Source organism: Shewanella goraebulensis, assembly GCF_030252245.1.
Taxonomy (GTDB): Bacteria; Pseudomonadota; Gammaproteobacteria; order Enterobacterales; family Shewanellaceae; genus Shewanella; species Shewanella goraebulensis.
The window spans coordinates 4,379,852-4,400,405 of sequence record NZ_CP126972.1 but is presented as its reverse complement, the minus strand read 5'-3'; the positions used below and the strand labels follow the sequence as shown (position 1 = coordinate 4,400,405).

Annotated in this window: 12 protein-coding genes; 7 read left to right on the top strand and 5 right to left on the bottom strand. The window is 40.3% G+C overall.

The genetic code is table 11. From position 1 onward, the window contains the following. Window position 1 precedes the first annotated feature (1 nt). From QPX86_RS18510 to nadC, 5 genes are all read right to left on the bottom strand, one after another. Complete coding sequence (locus QPX86_RS18510) at window positions 2-919, bottom strand: prepilin peptidase (protein ID WP_407696605.1); 918 nt, start codon at window positions 917-919, stop codon at window positions 2-4. A gap of 47 nt (window positions 920-966) precedes the next feature. Further along, on the bottom strand, window positions 967-2,235 hold the full coding sequence (locus QPX86_RS18505; protein WP_285163483.1) for a type II secretion system F family protein: 1,269 nt from the start codon (window positions 2,233-2,235) through the stop codon (window positions 967-969). Window positions 2,236-2,310: 75 nt separating this feature from the next. Next, window positions 2,311-4,023 carry a type IV-A pilus assembly ATPase PilB gene (gene pilB, locus QPX86_RS18500; protein ID WP_285163482.1) on the bottom strand — a complete coding sequence of 571 codons (1,713 nt, stop codon included), beginning with the start codon at window positions 4,021-4,023 and terminating at the stop codon, window positions 2,311-2,313. Between the two features lie 116 nt (window positions 4,024-4,139). Then, window positions 4,140-4,562: a prepilin-type N-terminal cleavage/methylation domain-containing protein gene (locus tag QPX86_RS18495; RefSeq protein ID WP_285163481.1), complete on the bottom strand. Its 423-nt coding sequence runs from the start codon at window positions 4,560-4,562 to the stop codon at window positions 4,140-4,142. A gap of 1,050 nt (window positions 4,563-5,612) precedes the next feature. Continuing rightward, window positions 5,613-6,491 carry a carboxylating nicotinate-nucleotide diphosphorylase gene (gene nadC / locus QPX86_RS18490; protein ID WP_285163480.1) on the bottom strand — a complete coding sequence of 293 codons (879 nt, stop codon included), beginning with the start codon at window positions 6,489-6,491 and terminating at the stop codon, window positions 5,613-5,615. Window positions 6,492-6,739: 248 nt separating this feature from the next. Between nadC and ampD the strand changes: the two genes are divergently transcribed. The 7 genes from ampD (at window position 6,740) to QPX86_RS18455 (ending at window position 20,454) form a co-directional block, all read left to right on the top strand. After that, window positions 6,740-7,288 carry a 1,6-anhydro-N-acetylmuramyl-L-alanine amidase AmpD gene (gene ampD / locus QPX86_RS18485; protein WP_285163479.1) on the top strand — a complete coding sequence of 183 codons (549 nt, stop codon included), beginning with the start codon at window positions 6,740-6,742 and terminating at the stop codon, window positions 7,286-7,288. A gap of 149 nt (window positions 7,289-7,437) precedes the next feature. After that, window positions 7,438-8,289 carry a beta-lactamase regulator AmpE gene (ampE, locus tag QPX86_RS18480; RefSeq protein ID WP_285163478.1) on the top strand — a complete coding sequence of 284 codons (852 nt, stop codon included), beginning with the start codon at window positions 7,438-7,440 and terminating at the stop codon, window positions 8,287-8,289. Between the two features lie 450 nt (window positions 8,290-8,739). Beyond that, on the top strand, window positions 8,740-9,492 hold the full coding sequence (gene pdhR / locus QPX86_RS18475) for a pyruvate dehydrogenase complex transcriptional repressor PdhR (protein WP_102527414.1): 753 nt from the start codon (window positions 8,740-8,742) through the stop codon (window positions 9,490-9,492). 75 nt (window positions 9,493-9,567) lie between these two features. Then, window positions 9,568-12,231 carry a pyruvate dehydrogenase (acetyl-transferring), homodimeric type gene (aceE, locus tag QPX86_RS18470; RefSeq protein WP_220755050.1) on the top strand — a complete coding sequence of 888 codons (2,664 nt, stop codon included), beginning with the start codon at window positions 9,568-9,570 and terminating at the stop codon, window positions 12,229-12,231. Between the two features lie 11 nt (window positions 12,232-12,242). Beyond that, the gene (aceF, locus tag QPX86_RS18465) at window positions 12,243-14,207 is read left to right on the top strand and encodes a dihydrolipoyllysine-residue acetyltransferase (protein ID WP_285163476.1); all 1,965 of its coding nucleotides are present in this window, start codon (window positions 12,243-12,245) and stop codon (window positions 14,205-14,207) included. A 156-nt stretch (window positions 14,208-14,363) separates the two neighbouring features. Further along, complete coding sequence (gene lpdA, locus QPX86_RS18460; protein WP_153913826.1) at window positions 14,364-15,791, top strand: dihydrolipoyl dehydrogenase; 1,428 nt, start codon at window positions 14,364-14,366, stop codon at window positions 15,789-15,791. A gap of 208 nt (window positions 15,792-15,999) precedes the next feature. Continuing rightward, window positions 16,000-20,454: an EAL domain-containing protein gene (locus QPX86_RS18455; RefSeq protein WP_285163475.1), complete on the top strand. Its 4,455-nt coding sequence runs from the start codon at window positions 16,000-16,002 to the stop codon at window positions 20,452-20,454. The last annotated feature ends 100 nt before the right edge of the window (window positions 20,455-20,554 follow it).

Sequence of the window (20,554 nt, the reverse complement as noted above, 5' to 3'; positions counted from 1 at the left end):
ACTATATGAATGTACCTAGATACCAGTTGATAATATCCTGTCCCCATACAAGGGCAACCCATCCTGCGATGGCAATATAAGGACCGAATGGAATTGGGTTTTCTCTGGTGATTTTCTTGCTTATCATCATCGAAATGCCAATTACAGCACCTACCAATGATGAAAGTAAAATAATTAAAGGAAGGAATTGCCAGCCTAACCATGCACCAAATACTGCAAGTAGTTTAAAGTCTCCATAGCCCATGCCTTCTTTGCCTGTCGCAAGTTTGAACAGCCAAAACACCGACCAAAGGCTCAAATAACCTGCAGTAGCACCAATAACAGCATCTGTTGGGCTCGCATAAACACCTTTTAGATTAATAATTAGACCTAACCATAAAATGGGCAGCGTTAATTGATCTGGTAGCAGCATTTCATCTAGATCAATACCGGTAAGGGCAATCAAGACGAAGGTAAGAATAGATGCGTATAAAAATTGCCAAGTTGGACCAAAGTGCCAAGCCAGCGTTGCTACTAAAAGACCCGTTATTAATTCAAATACTGGATACCTTGCGCTGATAGATGCCTTACAACTTGCACATTTACCACCGATCATTAACCAACCTATAATAGGTACATTATGCCAAGGCTTTATATTGGCTTTACATTTGGGACAAGCAGAACCAGGTACAACTAAGTTATATTTCTCAGGATAATTATCAATACGTTTATTCAGTCGTTTCTCACCGACTTCTTTTACGATATCAGGGTGGTATTCTGAAAGGTAATAATTACATTCACTTTGCCATTCACGTTTCATCATTACTGGAAAGCGATGAATTACCACATTGAGAAAGCTGCCAATGGTGGCAGCAAAAATAAAGCTAATTGAAATAAAGAGCCAAGGTGATTGGCTCATTGATTCAATAAAAGTATTCATAAACTCATTCATTATTATTCTTATATTTAAATTAACTTGTGGATAGGTTATCCAACAACTTTACCCATTTGGAAAATAGGAAGATACATAGCGACAATCAAACCGCCGACTAATGTACCAATTACCACCATCATGATCGGCTCGATTAAACTCGATAGTCCATCAACTGCATCATCTACTTGCATTTCATAAATATTAGCAACCTTGTTGAGCATGTCATCTAAACCACCGGATTCTTCGCCAATCATCACCATTTGAGTCAGCATGTCGGGAAATAATCCAGTTGTACGCATAGCGACGTTCATTTGCATACCCGACATCACTTCTTGGCGAACTTTCAACAATGCTTTTTTGTAGACAGCATTTCCTGACGCACCTGCAGCTGATTCAAGACCATCAATGAGTGGTACACCAGCAGAAAAGGTTGTGGCTAATGTACGAGCAAAGCGTGCCATAGCTCCTTTATGTAATATAGGGCCAATAGCTGGGATTTTTAATATTAAAGCGTCTATTTTATCTCTTAGGGCTTGAGAATTTCTGTGGGCTCTTACAAAAAGAAATACTGAAGCAAAAATTATAATTCCAATAATATACCAAGAAGATTGTAGTGCTCTGGAAATTTCTAAAACAAACTGAGTAAATGCAGGTAATTCAGCGCCGAATCCTGCGAAAATTTCTTCAAATTGAGGAACAACAAAAAGTAAAAGCAACACGGTTACAGCAATCGCGACAATTACAACAGCAGCTGGGTAAAACATTGCTTTTTTAATTTTTGACTTAAGCGCTTCAGACTTTTCTTTATAAGTTGCAATACGATCGAATACAGCATCTAGTGAACCAGAATGTTCACCTGCCGCAACTAAATCCACATATAAATCATCAAAATACAGCCTATTGGGGCGTAAGGCATCAGATAAAGGTATACCTGATTGAACATCCGTTAGAATGCCTGCGAGCAGTTCTCTAACCTTTGCTTTTTCATGACCTCTACCTAATAGTTCAATTGTTGTAACTAACGGGACACCAGCTGAAAGCATAGTGGCAATCTGTCGAGTAATCATGGCAATATCCATTGCGGTGATTTTTTTCTCAGACTTAAATAGAGAAGCTGACTTTTTACGAACTCCTTTTGGAGTGACCCCTTGAGCTTTTAAAATGCCTCTGATTTCAGCAATGGTAGAGCCCCTCAGTTCACCCGAAGTTCTTTGACCGTCTCTATTGACGCCTTTCCATTCAAAAGTAAAAACCTTAGGCTGACGCTTGGTCTCTTTTTTTGTTTTTGTGTTTGTTCTTGGCTTTCTTGCTGCTGTTGCCATAAAGCAAATCCTTTTTATTTATTATGTGCAATAAAGCAATATTCTAGATGCTTTTAATAAAGATTTTAGAGGAAGTTAACCAAAGCTAGTTACTCGATTAACTTCGGCAATACTGGTTATTCCATGGGTTACTTTGAGTAAACCTGATAATCTTAAATCTCTCATGCCACTGGTTTTAGCCTGTCTCGCTATTTCAAGCGAATTGCCACCTTCCATAATGGTTCTGGAGATTTCATCGGTCATTCTCATCACTTCATAGATACCGACCCGCCCTTTATAACCACCAGAACAATGCTCGCAGCCAACAGGCTTAAAAACAGTGAACCCAGTATTAATGATATCTTGAGTAAAGCCAAGTCGTTGTAGTTCTTCTACAGGGACATCTTCAGGGGTTTTGCATTCAAGGCATAAGCGGCGGGCAAGACGCTGAGCAATAATTAAATTCACAGAGCTTGCGATGTTATAACCTGGTACGCCCATGTTGATTAAACGGGTTAGAGTTTCGGCTGCTGAGTTAGTATGCAGTGTTGATAATACCAAGTGACCGGTTTGGGCTGCTTTAATGGCAATTTCTGCGGTTTCTAAATCTCGAATTTCACCGACCATGACTACATCAGGATCTTGACGTAAAAATGATCTCAGGGCAGATGCGAAGGTTAAGCCTGCCTTTAAATTAATGTGAACTTGGTTAACCCCTTCAAGATTAATCTCAACTGGATCTTCGGCAGTGGAAATATTACGTTCTTCAGTATTGAGAATATTAAGGCCTGTGTATAACGAGACAGTCTTACCTGAACCAGTAGGACCTGTAACTAGAATCATCCCTTGGGGTTTTGCTAGCATTTCTTCATAAAGCAAACGCTGGTCGTCTTCATAACCGAGTTTTTCAATGCCTAATTGCGCAGAAGATGAATCCAAAATACGCATTACAATCTTTTCGCCCCAAATAGTGGGCAAGGTACTGACACGAAAATCAATTGATTTTGTGCGTGACAGCTTCATTTTAATTCGGCCATCTTGTGGTACCCGGCGCTCGGCAATGTCCAACTTTGACATCACCTTTAATCGAGCTGAAATACGGTTTGATAAGTTGACCGGAGGCTCGGACACTTCGTGCAAAATACCATCGATTCGAAAACGTATCCGGTAGCGTTTTTCGTAAGGTTCAAAATGTAAATCTGAGGCGCCTTTACGGATGGCATCAGTTAATATTTTATTAATGTAAATAACAATAGGGGCATCGTCACTGCTTTCTGATTCGGCTTCTTCATGGTGTTTGTCGGTATCTGCTACTTCAATGCCAGCCAGGGCCTCTTCGTCAATACCATCTAGACCAAGGCCTGAAATGTCTTCTTCAAGTACCTTCTCTAGCGCTATATTTAACTTGTCATCTTCCACAATAATGGCTTCAGCATGTAGCCCTAGGCTGAATTGGAAGTCTTCTAAAGCTGCGATATTAGTTGGGTCAGAAGTTGCTATAAAAAGTCGATTGCCTCGTTTAAATAGAGGCAGACATTTATGATTATTAATCAGCTTTTTATTAAGAATTTCTTCAGGAATATTACTAAAGTCAAACTCTGATAAATCTAAAAGCGGAGCACCATACTCTTCATAGCAGAGCTCTGCTATCTCGCGCGAAGAAAGTAGTTTAGATTGAATTATGGTGGTGACAAGTGATTTTTTTGATTTTCTTGATTGACTAATGGCAACAGAAACTTGCTCTTCAGATAACAAATTTTTGCGGATAAATAATGTTGATAAACCTAAATTAAGACCAGACGTTGCCATGCTTTTTTGCTCTGCTAACATAATGATATGGTTTGATTATGGCACAATATGATAAAGCTTCCAAAGACAAAAAAAGCAGCATAAAGCTGCTTTTTGAACATCTTCTTAACTGATGTTTATGAGAGGCCTGCACCGTCAGCACATTGAGCGGCAGTTGCACCAGTTGCATCAGCAACTAAGGTTGCTGCATAAGTTACAGTACCTGTATTAGTAATTGTAGCTGTTACAACACATGTACCATCAGAGAATGCAACAGCGCCACCTGACCCTTCAGCTAGCGTTGCTGTTGAAGTTAGTCCGGTAGTAGCGGTTACTTCAGCATTAATTGTGTCACAAGAAATACCTGACTGAACACAAGTCACAGCTTTAGTTGTGAACGACGCTACACCTTTCATTGCTGCACCGCCGTGTGCTGCACCTACATAGTCACGGTAAGCAGGCAATGCGATTGCTGCAAGAATACCGATGATCGCTACTACGATCATTAATTCAATAAGAGTAAAACCCTTAGCGTTTTTGATTTGGTTAATGCTTTTCATTTTTTATCTCTCTCTTATGATGCTTTAGTGTTGCTTCAGGGTTGTTCTAATCCGTTAAATCCAACATAACTAAAGGCCCTTAGGTATGTTGATTGGTGTCCTATCACCGCAATCCTTCTAGCATTAATAAACTAGTGTATTTTTTATTACTTTTAAAACTTGAACATATGACTCGTCTGGTACTACTTAACTGAACAGCTATATAACTGACGTTACTTAACTGCTATGTAAGTAAATTAGTGAGCCCATGCATTACTTCATTCTTACAAGTTAATTCTTACAGCTTCGTTGTTATAGGATAGAGTAGAGATTAAATATTCGCCACTTTGTCTATAACGGCAACAAACAATATAACTTTATCAGAATGTTGTTAACGGAGTGTTTCATTCAACATTGCTTTTATAAATAACGATTCAAAGTTTTAGAAAGTTACCTTCGTAACGCTTTGAAAATTAATTTGTAAAAAGTTGAGTTTGAAATCTGACTCACCTGTAGTGAACGTTATTATAAAGTTATCAATAATGGAATAGCTTATCGCGCAAAAGTGCAAAAAAAGCGTAAAAAGTATAATTGAACGCCTTGTTGTTGCTGGTTTCGCAACAAAATAGTGACAAATTTAGCAGGTGTAGATGATTTATTGACTGGACTTGTGATAAGTCAATTTTATGGCTTTGTTATTTGTTGGGAAATATAGAAATATGTACTATATATCCAGATGCTAATTAATGGTAAGTCACTTTTTGAGAGGGTTAGCAATTAGGTTTAATTGAGTTTTTTAGTTTCTTAGATTATTTCATTCCAGAGTTAGCAGAAATTATATTGAGTGTTACTTGAGGCAAGTATCCATTATGCAGTGGCCTTCAATAGTGGAACGATTAATTCATTTTTACAATGAAAGACATAAAAAAGCACTCTGGTTAGAGTGCTTAAATAACGTTATCTAGTTTTAGTTAGCTTACAGATAGAAGATGACATAAACATTGAATGATCTAGCTATACAAAGAGGCTGTATTAAGCCAGCGTCCATAGACGCTTAACATTACTGGGTTATTATGACTTCAGTCTTAAAGACAAATCCAACGCTTTAACGTGTTTAGTTAGTGCCCCTACTGAAATGTAATCGACGCCCGTTTTAGCAAAGTCGGCGATGGTATCGATAGTGACGTTACCTGACACTTCGAGCTTGGCGCCTTTCCCTTGCTCTTTAAATTGATTATTTAAGGTTACGGCTTCAATCATCATGGTGACATCAAAGTTATCTAGCATAATAATGTCAGATCCAGCTTCAAGTGCTTCTGTTAGCTCTGCAATCGATTCTACTTCTACTTCTACAGGCTTTTCATTATCCAGCTTTCTTGCCGCTTTTATCGCTAAATCAATATTGCCGCAGGCCATGATATGGTTTTCTTTAATCAAAAAAGCATCAAATAAGCCAATACGATGATTTTTACCACCACCACAAGTGACCGCATACTTTTGAGCTGTGCGCAATCCTGGAATGGTTTTACGGGTATCAAGTAAACGAGTGTGAGTGCCCGCAATTTTATCGACGTAATGTTTCGTTAAACTGGCGACGCCTGACAAAGTTTGAATGAAATTCATCGCGGTGCGCTCACCAGTCAATATTGCTCGCGCTGGTCCTGACAACTCACACAAGACTTGATTAGGCACGAGCAAGTCTCCGTCATCTACATGCCAATGGAGTGCAACATCACCACCAAGTTGATTGAACACTTGCTCTGCCCAGGCTTTACCGCAAAACACGCCTTCTTCTCGAGTGATCAATACGGCTTCTGCGTATTTATCTGCAGGAATAAGTTGCGCTGTAATGTCAGCGGCTAAAATATCTTGTGGTGTATGAGAAGGGGTATGACCTAAGTCTTCATCAAGAGCGGTTTTTACGGCTTGACGGATGTCATTTTCAATCATGTGCATAATCCTTGCTATTACAGCGACATCAGTTAGAAGAGCAGTATAGTCCTAACTGATTATAAAACAGGTATGTGGCAACTTTACCACAGTTGCTAATTTAAAATATAGCGCTGAACTTTTTCATTTTACTGGTACATTTAACGGGTACATTAAGCTTGTTAAGATAGATAGAATATCCCGTATTATTCTCTTTAACTATCTTTCTACCTTCTAGCACTGAAATAGTTAGGCTACAGATTAATATTATGAAAAACACGATTGAAGCTGGCTGGCATCAAACCGCACGAATATGTAAATCGCCACACTTTAACCAACGGCCTTTGAATGAAGTTAGTGGCTTGGTGATCCACAATATAAGCCTACCAGCTGGTTGTTATGGTTTGCCGCATATTGATGGTTTATTTCAAGGCTGTATTGATGAAGCAGCAGATCCAAGTTTTAGTGAATTAGTGGGACTTGAAGTATCGGCTCATTTTCTGATCCGCCGTGACGGTGAAGTGGTGCAATATGTTAGTTGTGATGATAGAGCTTGGCATGCTGGTGTATCCAATTTAAAGGGGCGTGAAAACTGCAATGACTTTACTATTGGCATAGAGCTCGAAGGCACCGATACTGATCCGTATACCAATGAGCAATATCAAGTTTTAGCTCGATTAACCTTGGAGTTATTTGATGAATATCCTATGCTTAAGCAGAATGAGATTGTAGGGCATTGTGATATCGCACCTGGGCGAAAAACGGATCCTGGGCAGAGCTTTGATTGGCAGCGCTACTTTCGTTTATTGTCGATATAGCTTAGTCTGCAAATCAAGTTTATCAACCCAGTTTCGTGACTGTGTTTAACAGAAATGATCAGCGTTTATATAAAGTTTAATGAACGCTTAGATAGAAACAAATATAGATATTTTTAGCTTTCACTTCTTTGGCTGTAAACAGGGGTCACATGGCATTATTTTCTTTATTAATTGCGATTATGGTTGAGCGACTGAAATTATTGCCAGCAAATTGGCAATTTGACTCGATGTTAGCTAAATATCAGCAATTATTCTGGAAAGACAAAAAGTTAGATTCAGCAATAGCAGTGTCTGCCGTTGTACTCATTCCTGCCATTATTGTTTTCCTTATATTATTTCTTATCGACGGCGTATTTTACGATTTAATAACGCTATTGTTCTGGGTGGCTATTTCTATTCTTTGTTTAAGCCATCAGTCTCTGCGTGCCTGTTTTAAAAAGTATATGCTAGCAGCATGTCGTGGCGATGTTCAGGCCTGTTATCACTATGCTGAAAATTTAGATTGCACTGAATGTTTAGACGCTATTGATGAAAAAGATTTAGGCCGTCAAATCGGTAAAACTGTGGCGTGGGTGAACTACCGATATTATGGTGCTGTTGCCTTATTCTTAATTTGTTTTGGTCCAGTTGGTGCCGTACTTTACTGTTCAGTACGTTTTTATGAACAATATAATCAACAAAATAAATTAGAGATGCCGTTTATCGGTCAATTACTATTTTTACTTGATTGGCTACCTAGTCGAGTGTTTAGTTTTGGTTTTGTTTTAAGCGGACATTTTGCATCAGGGATCTCTGAGTGGCGCAAGCAAGTTTTTAACGCTAAAAACTCAGCTAAAAATATTGTTTCTTATACTGCGTTGGCTGCAGAAACCTTTCCTGAATCAACTTCGGCGCCTGTATGTGTCCAACCTACATTAGCTTTACTCGCACTGAGTAAGCGTAACTTTATATTACTGCTGACGGTGTTATCTGTGCTGACTATTTTTGGCTTGGTCAGCTAATGCTTGAGGTATTTAAGACTTAAGTTGGGCTCTAGTTTGCTAACGTCAATTACTTAGTTTTAAGTTATTGGCATTACAGTTACAGCTAGAATGATTAATATTAATTAATCTATAACTAATATTAATTTGAAATAGAAAAACAGTTTTTATTTTTTAGCCTCTCAATTGTTGTATTTACTGCTAATGTTTAACAGAAAATAATCCGAAACGAGTGGCTGTTAAGCCATTTATTTCATTCGCAACCCCTCAGTGGTCGCGTTTAGCAAATGGTCAGACCCCTTTGAAGGTTTTTTTCGTTATGCTCTTAATCGTTTGAGAGTGGGAGCGTTTGAAACCTTCAGCTAACATCCATTCAACACTAGCCTAACTAGACATCAAATGTTTGATTTGATAAAGTGCGCTATCTCATATAAATTGGTAAGACCAATTGACAACGGAGCTGAGGGCCAAATGGCTTATAGCAAAATAACCCAGCCAAAAATTTCAGATGTGATCATGGAGCAGCTAGAGCGCATGATCCTTGAAGGTAGTTTACAGCCTGGGCAGAAGTTACCGCCAGAGCGTGAACTGGCTTTGCAGTTTGAAGTGTCTCGTCCTTCATTGCGTGAAGCTATACAAAAATTAGAAGCCAAAGGGCTTTTAATGCGTCGCCAAGGTGGTGGCACCTATGTAAAAGAACAACTATGGCAGAGCCTAGCCGATCCTATTGTTGAATTGATGCATAACGATTCAGAAAGTCAGTATGATTTACTGGAGTTTCGTCATGCAACAGAAGGAATGATGGCTTACTTTGCTGCACTTCGTGGTAATGACGCGGATATGCAAAGTATTAAGCGTTCAATCAATGAAGTTGAAGCCGCAGCAAATGTGGAAGCGCAAGCGGATGCGATTGTACGTTTTTATCGTGCAGTAGCTGAAGCATCACACAATGTGGCGATGTTACACCTAGTACTTAGTTTAACCCCTGTGTTGCACAAAAACGTGGCACAAAACTTAGAGCTTTTAAGCCGTCGCGAAGAAGCATCTACAATGGCGAATGAGCACAGACGAGCATTACTCGCTGCAATCGTTCGCCGCGACCCTGACGCGGCACGTGAAGCTTCGAATGAACATTTAAGTTATATCGAAGAAGTCATGTTGTCAGTGAGGGAAGAAGACAGTCGGTTGCAGCGTAGCTTGCGCCGTTTAAAGAGCGGTGTTTGATACAAATTATAGTGAAAAATCATTATAAATTGACCGAAACACATTAATTATCAGTATCTAGAGAAGGACAGCGACATGTCTGAAGATATGCTACAAGACTTAGATCCATTAGAAACTCAAGAGTGGGTAGATTCACTGCAAGCGGTATTAGAGCAAGAAGGCCCTGAACGCGCGCACTTTCTACTTGAACAATTAATCGATAAAGCTCGCCGCAATGGTACCCATCTGCCATACAAAGCGACTACCGCTTATTTGAATACGATTCCTTCAGGCCAAGAGCCGCATATGCCTGGTGATCAGGAAATGGAACGCCGCATTCGTGCCATCGTTCGCTGGAATGCCCTTGCAATGGTATTACGTGGTTCTAAGAAAGATTTAGAGCTAGGTGGTCACATTTCTAGTTTTGCCTCTAGTGCGACTATTTATGATGTGTGTTTTAACCACTTCTTCCGTGCACCGAATGAAAAAGACGGTGGCGATTTAGTTTATTATCAAGGTCATATCGCACCGGGTATCTATTCTCGTTCGTTCCTTGAAGGCCGCATTAGCGAAGATCAAATGAACGGTTTCCGTCAAGAAGTTGATGGCAAAGGTCTGTCTTCATATCCGCATCCTAAATTGATGCCTGACTATTGGCAGTTCCCGACAGTATCAATGGGGCTTGGTCCTATTCAAGCTATCTATCAAGCACGTTTTCTTAAGTATCTAACTGACCGTGGCTTAAAAGATTGCTCTGAGCAAACTGTATATTGTTTCCTTGGTGATGGTGAGTGTGATGAGCCTGAAACATTAGGTGCAATCGGTCTTGCTGCCCGTGAAGAATTAGATAACTTAGTCTTTATCGTTAACTGTAACTTACAGCGTCTTGATGGTCCTGTTCGTGGTAACGGTAAGATCATTCAAGAATTAGAAGGCGAGTTCCGCGGCGCAGGCTGGGAAGCAGTTAAAGTGATTTGGGGTCGCTACTGGGATCCATTACTTGCACGTGATACTAGCGGTAAATTACTACAGTTAATGGAAGAAACCGTTGATGGTGAATACCAAAACTGCAAAGCTAAAGGTGGCGCTTATACGCGTGAGCACTTCTTTGGTAAGTATCCTGAAACTGCCGAAATGGTCGCGAATATGTCAGATGATGACATTTGGCGTTTGAACCGTGGTGGTCATGATCCAGTTAAGATTTATGCTGCATTACAACATGCTAAAAACACCAAAGGTCGTCCTACAGTTATCCTTGCTAAAACAGTTAAAGGTTACGGTATGGGTGATGCGGGTGAAGGTAAAAACATCGCGCATAACGTGAAGAAAATGGGCGTTGAATCGCTTAAATACTTCCGCGATCGTTTCAATATCCCAATTAGCGATGATCAGTTAGAAGATATTCCTTACTATCATCCTGGTGCTGATTCAGAAGAAGTTAAGTACCTCAAAGCACGCCGTGAAACTTTACATGGTGCTATGCCAAAGCGTCTTGAAAAGTTCTCACAAGATATCGAAGTGCCGTCATTAAAGATTTTCGACTCAGTACTGAAAGGTTCTAACGGTCGTCAAATTTCAAGCACGATGTCGTTTGTACGTATCTTAACTGCACTGCTTAAAGATAAGAAAATCGGTAAACAAATAGTACCGATTATTCCTGATGAAGCGCGTACCTTTGGCATGGAAGGTTTATTCCGCCAAGTAGGTATTTATGCCCATGAAGGACAAAAATACGAGCCACAAGATTCAGATCAAGTTGCTTACTACCGTGAAGATAAAACCGGTCAAGTATTGCAAGAAGGTATTAATGAGTTAGGTGCAATGTCATCTTGGGTTGCTGCGGCAACAAGTTACTCTGTTAACGATACTCCAATGATCCCGTTCTACATCTACTACTCAATGTTTGGTTTCCAACGTATTGGCGACATGGCATGGGCTGCGGGTGACATGCGAGCTCGTGGCTTTATGGTTGGTGGTACATCAGGTCGTACGACATTGAATGGTGAAGGTCTTCAGCATCAAGATGGTCACAGCCATGTATTAGCTAACACTATTCCTAACTGTATTTCTTATGACCCAACTTACGGTTATGAGATTGCAGTGATAGTTCAAGACGGTATTCGTCGCATGTACGGTGAGCAGGAAGATGTTTTCTACTACTTAACAACGATGAACGAAAACTACGAACAACTTGCTATGCCAGAAGGCAGCGAAGAAGGTATTGTTAAAGGGATCTACAAGTTAGAAACCCTTCAAGGTAGTGGTAAAGGCTCTGTCCAGTTAATGGGTAGCGGTACTATCTTAGAGCAAGTACGTAAAGCGGCTGTAGCGTTGTCGAAAGATTTCGGTATCACTGCTGATGTATTCAGTGTTACTAGCTTTAACGAGTTAACTCGTGATGGTCAAGCTGTTGAGCGTTACAACATGCTGCATCCAACTGAAGCGCCAAAAGTACCATATATTGCTGAAGTGTTATCGAAAGATGCACCTGCTATTGTAGCGACAGATTATATGAAGATTTACGGCGAACAATTACGTGCTTACATCCCAACTGACTACAAAGTACTTGGTACTGACGGTTTCGGCCGCAGTGATAGCCGTGACAATTTACGTCACCACTTTGAAGTTGATGCTAAGTTCATTGTTATTGCTTCACTTAAAGCCCTTGTTGACCGTAACGAAATACCAGTTGATGTGCTAACTAAAGCCATCAAAGAATATGGTATCGACGTTGATAAGATCAATCCACAGTTCGCATAGAGAGAAACAAAATGGCTGAATTAAAAGAAGTTTTGGTTCCTGATATCGGTGGTGATGAAGTTCAGGTTATTGAAGTCTGTGTTGCTGTCGGTGATGACATTGCAGCAGAAGACTCGATTGTTACGGTTGAAAGCGATAAAGCCACAATGGATATTCCAGCGCCGTTTGCTGGCACCGTTGCTGAGCTTAAAGTCGCTGTAGGCGACACTATTTCAGAAGGGAAGTTGATCGCCATGCTTAACGCAGGCGCAGCATCTGCTCCTGCAGAAGCGGCTCAACCTGCTGCAGCGCCAACACCGACTCCTGAAGTTGCTCCAGTTGCACCTGTTAGTGCAGCTCCAGTATCAACGGGTGGTACTGAAATTATAGAAGTGACTGTGCCAGATATCGGTGATGCTGAAAATGTCGATATTATTGAAGTATTGGTCAGCGTTGGTGAAACCATTGAAGCTGATACAGGTTTAATTACGCTTGAAACTGACAAAGCAACCATGGAAGTGCCAGCACCTTCAGCTGGTGTGGTTAAAGAGCTTAAAGTTGTGGTTGGCGATAAAGTGTCTCAAGGCTCTTTAGTGCTCATGCTAGAAGTAGGCGCTGCGGCGCCTGCTACAAATGATGCAGCCACAACTGCTCCTGCATCGGCTCCTGCACCAGCGGCACCTGCCGCGAGTACAGTTGAGGTTAAAGAAGTCGCAGTACCAGATATTGGTGATGCTTCTGATGTTGACGTCATTGAAGTGCTTGTTGCTGTCGGCGATGTACTTGAAGTGGATACAGGCTTAATTACCCTTGAAACTGATAAAGCGACGATGGAAGTACCAGCACCATTTGCAGGTAAATTAGTGAGTTTAACAGTTAACGTTGGTGACAAAGTTTCTCAAGGTAGCATCATTGCTACTGTAGAAACGACATCAACAGCACCTGTTGCTAGTGCGCCTGTTGCGGCTCCAGCACCTGTTGCGAGTGCACCTGCTCCTGTCGCTCAAGCACCAGCAAAAGCTGCGCCAGTACCGCATCACCCAAGTGCAGGTAGTCAGCCTAAAACCGGTGCTGTGCATGCATCACCTGCCGTTCGCCGCTTAGCGCGTGAATTTGGAGCTGACCTGACTTTAGTTAAGGGGACAGGTCGCAAAGGACGTATTCTTAAAGAAGACGTTCAAGCATTTATTAAGTACGAACTTAGCCGTCCTAAGGCATCTGCTGCAACTGCTGTTGCTGGTGGCGCGGGTGGCTTGAATGTGATTGCTGCTCCTAAAGTTGATTTCAGTAAGTTTGGTGAAGTGGAAGAGATTCCATTAAGCCGTATCCAGAAAATTTCTGGACCAAATTTACATCGCAACTGGGTCACTATTCCACATGTGACACAATTTGATGAAGCTGACATCACTGAGTTAGAAGCATTCCGTAAAGAGCAGAATACACTTGCAGCGAAAAAGAAAGCTGATTACAAGATTACTCCGCTAGTCTTTATGATGAAAGCAGTAGCGAAAGCATTGGCTGAATTCCCTGTGTTTAACTCAAGCTTAAGTGCTGATGGTGAATCATTAATCCAGAAGAAATACTTCCACATTGGTGTTGCAGTTGATACGCCAAATGGCTTGATGGTTCCTGTTGTACGTGACGTTGATAAGAAAGGCATTGTTGAGCTATCTCGTGAGCTAATGGACATTTCAGTTCGTGCTCGTGATGGCAAGCTTAAGTCTGCAGATATGCAAGGTAGCTGTTTTACTATCTCAAGTTTAGGTGGCATTGGTGGTACAGCATTTACCCCAATCGTTAACTATCCTGATGTGGCTATCTTAGGTGTGTCTAAGTCTGAAATGAAGCCTAAATGGAACGGTAGTGATTTTGAGCCTAAGCTGATGTTGCCACTGTCGTTATCATATGATCACCGCGTAATTGATGGTGCAATGGCTGCGCGTTTCAGCGTGACATTATCTAGCATTCTTAGCGACATCCGTACGTTAATTTTGTAAAGAAAAAGGCTGCTCACTGTGAGCAGCCTTTTTTATCTCGTCACAGGATTGTGATCAGTATCAAACAAAGGGTAAAATGCGGCCACCTTACAAGATTTGCCCACATTTTGCAGTTTGGACGGTTTTTCCGCCAACAAGAGAAAAATAGAGGAAAACATGAGTAACGAAATCAAAACTCAGGTAGTAGTACTTGGTTCAGGCCCTGCAGGCTATTCAGCAGCATTCCGAGCTGCAGATTTAGGTTTAGAAACGGTTATTGTTGAACGTTTTAGCACGTTAGGCGGTGTTTGTTTGAATGTGGGTTGTATCCCGTCAAAAGCACTTTTACACGTCGCTAAAGTGATTGAAGAAGCTAAAGAAGTTGCGCATCACGGTGTTGTATTTGGTGAGCCAACGATTGATTTAGAAAAACTTCGCGGCTTTAAAGAAAAAGTTGTTGGTCAGTTAACTGGTGGTTTAGGCGGAATGTCTAAAATGCGTAAAGTTGATGTGGTTAACGGTTACGGTAAATTCACTTCGCCAAACACTATCGAAGTACAAGGTGAAGACGGCGTTAAAGTGATCAATTTTGAACACGCTATTATTGCTGCGGGTTCTCGTCCAATCGAATTACCGTTTATTCCACATGAAGACCCACGCATTTGGGACTCGACTGACGCACTAGAACTTAAAGAAGTTCCTGGCAAGTTGTTAGTGATGGGTGGCGGTATTATTGGCCTAGAAATGGGTACAGTTTACTCATCAATTGGTAGTGAAATCGACGTAGTTGAAATGTTCGACCAAGTGATTCCAGCAGCAGATAAAGATATCGTTCGTATCTTCACTAAGAAGATCAAGAAGAAGTTCAACTTGATGCTTGAAACGAAAGTTACAGCGGTTGAAGCGAAAGAAGACGGTATTTACGTCACAATGGAAGGCAAAAAAGCACCAGCTGAGCCTATCCGTTACGATGCTGTTTTAGTGGCTATTGGTCGTACTCCTAACGGTAAATCAATTGACGCTGAAAAAGCGGGTGTCAATGTTGATGAGCGTGGCTTTATCAATGTTGATAAGCAGTTACGTACTAATGTACCTAACATCTTCGCTATCGGTGATATCGTTGGTCAACCAATGTTGGCTCATAAAGGTGTGCATGAAGGTCATGTTGCTGCTGAAGTTATTTCAGGTCTTAAGCACTTCTTCGATCCTAAAGTTATTCCTTCAATCGCTTACACTGACCCAGAAGTTGCATGGGTAGGTTTAACTGAGAAAGAAGCAAAAGAGCAAGGCGTTGCATACGAAACTGCAAGCTTCCCTTGGGCGGCAAGTGGCCGTGCAATTGCTTCTGACGCTAGCGATGGTATGACTAAGTTAATCTTCGACAAAGAAACTCATCGTGTAATTGGTGGTGCAGTTGTTGGTGTTAACGGTGGCGAATTATTAGGTGAAATTGGTCTAGCAATTGAAATGGGTTGTGATGCTGAAGATTTAGCATTAACTATCCATGCTCACCCAACATTACATGAATCAGTGGGCCTTGCTGCTGAAGTTTACGAAGGTTCAATTACTGATTTGCCAAATCCAAAAGCAAAAAAGAAAAAGTAATCTGTCAATATTTATAGCAATTTGTATTAAAGCACCTTTCGGGGTGCTTTTTTTTGGTCTAAATTTACATGTAAGTGATATATTTAAAATCTGTATCAATAGTGATATTTTAAATACTGATTTGTTGTAGGCATGAAGCCGACGTTATTTTTGCAAGGAAACTCCAACGAAAAATATTCATCGTTTTTAAAAGAGTACCTACCTAATAATGATAAAAAGCGTTCTACGGTTTTTTACAGTCTTATGCCTGACAATCATTTTTTGCACTCAAGCTTATGCTGTTAATGTGGTTCAGCGTTTGTTCAATGTTCAAGATGGCTTAGCTAATTACACCATCAATGATATTGAGTTTGATGACTATGGTTATGTTTGGCTAGGGACTGAACAAGGACTTTTTAGAGTGAGTAGTTCGGTCATTCGCCGAATTGACCAACCTGATACAGCTAATGCATTAACCGATGAAAACATTAACTTCCTCGTTAAAGTTGATAAAACGCACTTACTCATAGGTACGCTTACCTCGCTTGTCCTCTACGATATAGAAAACAATCAATTTTCAGATTTACTCGGTCCAACAGATACTTTTTTAGATGATTATATCAATGCATATACTCAATTGAATAATGGCAACTTAGCATTATTGACCTTATCAGGAGGCATGTTTGAGCTTGATGTAAGCAGCTTACAACTCAAATTAATTCATCAATATAAACTCGACGATAGGCTAATTTGGAATAGCGTTGGTCAACTCGCTGACAACAAATTTATCTATTCTTCTCGTTATCAAATTGAAGTAAGAGATTATCAAGGTGAATTGATCAAGCAACTTGATTGGGGAGATGATATTTCTATTCGAGGAACTTACGTTGATTCATTCGGCAATGTTTGGGTATATACCAGTAAAGGGCTTTTTAAGGCTGATATTGCCAATAACTCGCTCGAACCTATATCAACAGTGCCCTTTAATATTCATCAACTTGTAGAAGATAGTCGAGGCTTGTTATGGATGACCACCACATCAGGGTTATTCTCATATAACCCTTCAAATGACAGCATTGAGTCCTATAAAGATCAATTAAAGCTTCATACCGATATTGATTACGTCGACTATATCGCAGTGGATTCACATGATTTGATTTGGGTTGGTGGCTCTGGTGAAGGCTTAGCCTTGTTAGCAGTAAAACCTGATTTTTTAATTGATTACTTTAATAAAGCTTCAAAATACCGCCTACAAGATGAAATGATTTGGAGCATCTTTGCCGAGCCTGAAAAAGTTTGGCTTGGCGGCGATGGCGGATTATTGATTGTAGATAAACAAAATATGAGTTCCAGTTTACATTTACCTTTTGGGTTTGAAGCAAGCGACTCTGTTTATGGGATCACAGAATTAGGTGACGAACACATTGCTATTGCTACAACTAACGGTGTTTTTGTCTATAACAAGCAATCAGATGAACAAGTTCCATTTGATCAATTTGCTTCGTTAAGTGATGGCCTTAAGGGAGAAGCTTTATTCACGGCTTATCAAGATCCCTATTTAGAAGGCAGAATTTGGTGGGGAGGGTTTAATCACCTTTATTATTGGGAACCTGAACTTAAAGACATCGTTTCGATTCCATTATTTGACGATAATAATAGTCAGCGTACAGTTAATATCAGTAGTGTGTATCGGGATAAAGCGCATCGACTATGGGTGGGAGGAGAAAAGTTTTTCGGATATTTTGATCAATATAATAGGTTCAATTCTCTTGCCGATATATTAATAAGCCAATTCAGTAATATTTCTATTAATAACATCATTAATATCGATGAAGAACATTTATGGCTTGGTACCTATCAAGATGGCTTAATCCAATTTAATACCACCACGAATAGTGCAGTGTCAGTCAATGAAATGTGGAACGCCGAGTGTTCGACGATTTACTTCATACAACAACTGCCTAAGTACAATGTGGTGGGGTGTTCGTCGAGCGTTATTCGTCAAAACCGAGCGACTAAAGCAATTGAAGTCTTTGCGGCTAATGATGGTTTCATTTCCTCAGAGTTTAATGAATCTGCTGCTTTTTATGACGAAAATTTGGGGCTTTATTTAGGAAGCCCTGATGGTGCGATGTTGATAGATGTTGAAAAATTGACTCAACGTGTGGAAGAGGATGATATTTTTCTTGAGTCGATATCGGTCTTTTATGAAGACCATACAGAGCTCAATTTACTGCCTAGCTCTTTCGATAAAGTTCGCCCAGATGCCAAGCTAATCAGTTTTCAAATGACCACATTTGATTATATCAATACAGCATCAATGAGCCTTAAATATCGTCTAGTATCACAAGGTTCAGCTGAAATCCCACGATATATTTCACTAGTAGGCCAAACACAGATCAACATTGCCGACCTCAAAGCCGGAGTTTACACCTTAGATTTACTCCATCAACGTCATGGTGTTTGGGCAAACGAGCCTTTTCAGTTCGAATTTGAAGTTGAACAGTATTGGTGGGCATCGCAATGGTTTAAAGCCGTTGTATTATTTACTATTTTATTCATCGCTTTTTCATCCGTATGGTTACGCCAAAAACAAGTGCAGCGTGTTATTGGAATTAATTCGGCCCTAAGAGAAAGTGAAGATAAGTTACGTCAATCATTACGAGGCAGTGACTCAGATTTATGGGAGTGGGATAGCGAATCAAATCAAATTCATTTTGAAAATAAATCTGGGATATTAGGCGAACGTAGACAGTTCTCTTACTATTTACCCGACTTGCCTATTATTGAAGAAGATAAAGACGCGGTTAATCAACAGTGGTTAGCGCTGCTAAAAGGTGATCAAAATGCTGTCGATATAGAGTTTCGCTACCATAGAGTCCACGGTATGGTTGGGTGGCTCCGGATCCGTGGCCGGATGGTTTCTCGTAATTCAGAAACGTCTCAATTAGAGCGCGTTGCAGGTATCTATACTGAAATATCTGAGCAAAGAGAATTACAAAATGAAATAGACTTATTAGCAAAAGCGTTTGAAAACACCTCAGAAGGCATGCTGATCCTTGATAGAGAAAAGTGCATCAAAGTCGTAAATTCCGCGGCTAATACCTTATTGCATTGCAGGCAAGACAAGCTCATAGGCCAATCCTTTGAATCACTCATGCATTCAAGTAATCAGTCTTACAATATAGATGATTTGTTGGTTACTGAGCGCTCTTGGAATGGCGAACTCACTTTTATTAGAGAGCATAATCAGTCCTTTCCGGTATGGATAAATATTTCGGTGATGCTGGACAAACAAGGGGATGCGCAGCATTACGTTGTGGTATTTTCTGACATTACCAGCCGTAAAGAAAACGAATTAAATTTACGAAATCTTGCTAATTATGATGTGCTCACAGGACTGGCTAATCGTTCGATGTTCAATCGTAAACTGACCAACATCACCGATAATGCCAACCAGTTTGGTGAAAAGCTTGCGTTACTGTTTTTAGATTTAGATCGTTTTAAGCATGTGAATGACTCCTACGGCCATAGTATGGGCGATGCCTTGCTAGTGGAAGCGGCTAAACGGTTGCAAAATAGCGTGGGCGAACAACACTTAGTATGTCGTTTTGGCGGCGATGAGTTTGTTATTTTACTGAGAAATGCAAACGATGTTGATCAAGTCAATTTGGTTGCTGAAACCATACTGCAGGAAATCTGCGCACCATTTAGGTTGTTCGGTCGCGAGTTCTTTGTTTCCACGAGTATTGGTATCAGTATTTGGCCAGAAGATACCCTAGATCCAGAAACCTTGATTAAAAATGCTGACTTGGCAATGTACCACGCTAAAGAAGAAGGCCGCGGTAATTTTCAATATTACTCAGCAGAGAGAAACGCTGAGGCTCAGTATCACCTGAGAATAGAATCAGAACTTCGTAAAGCGTTAGAGAACAATGATCTTGAGCTATTTTATCAGCCACAAATTGATATTTTACAGGGCGATAAATTTATTGGCATGGAGGCGCTTATTCGTTGGCAGCACCCACAAGATGGTTTTATTCGCCCTGATATTTTTATCAAAGTAGCAGAGTCCTGTGGACTGATTATTGATATTGATCGCTGGGTACTCAGGCAAGCATGTGTGGATGGAGCGCGTTGGAATGAGTTATATGATGAACCATTTCAACTTTCAGTCAATGTATCAGCAGTGCAATTTAGGCAAGCTGATTTTATTGATAGTTTAAAAATTATTTTAGCTGATACGGGGATGCCGCCAAAATGTTTGGCCATCGAAATCACTGAAGGGGTTTTGATGAAAGAGATGCAAATTGCTAACTCTCACTTAACTCAGCTCAAGCTACTGGGTATTGAAGTGGCGATTGATGATTTTGGTACCGGATATTCATCTCTAGCTTATTTACGAAATTTTGAAGTCAATACCTTAAAAATTGATCGTTCATTTCTGATTGATATTGCTACCAATGAAGCTGACCAAGCCATTGTAAGCAGTATTATTGAGCTTGCCAGAAACCTTAAATTACATGTAGTCGCTGAAGGTATTGAGTCCTATGAGCAGATGGAACAAGTATTCAGTCGTGGTTGCTACATCATCCAAGGCTATTACTTCGCTAAGCCAATGCCACGAAACCAGCTAGATCGTTTTATTGGTTTATCATCAAATCATATAGGTAAGAATGATTGATCATAGCTTTGGTTGTTAATTATTGGTTTGAAAGGTTTTATTAATGTTGGTTTTTCTTTGTTAGAATGGCACCGAGAATAATTTTAAGATAGGGATGCTA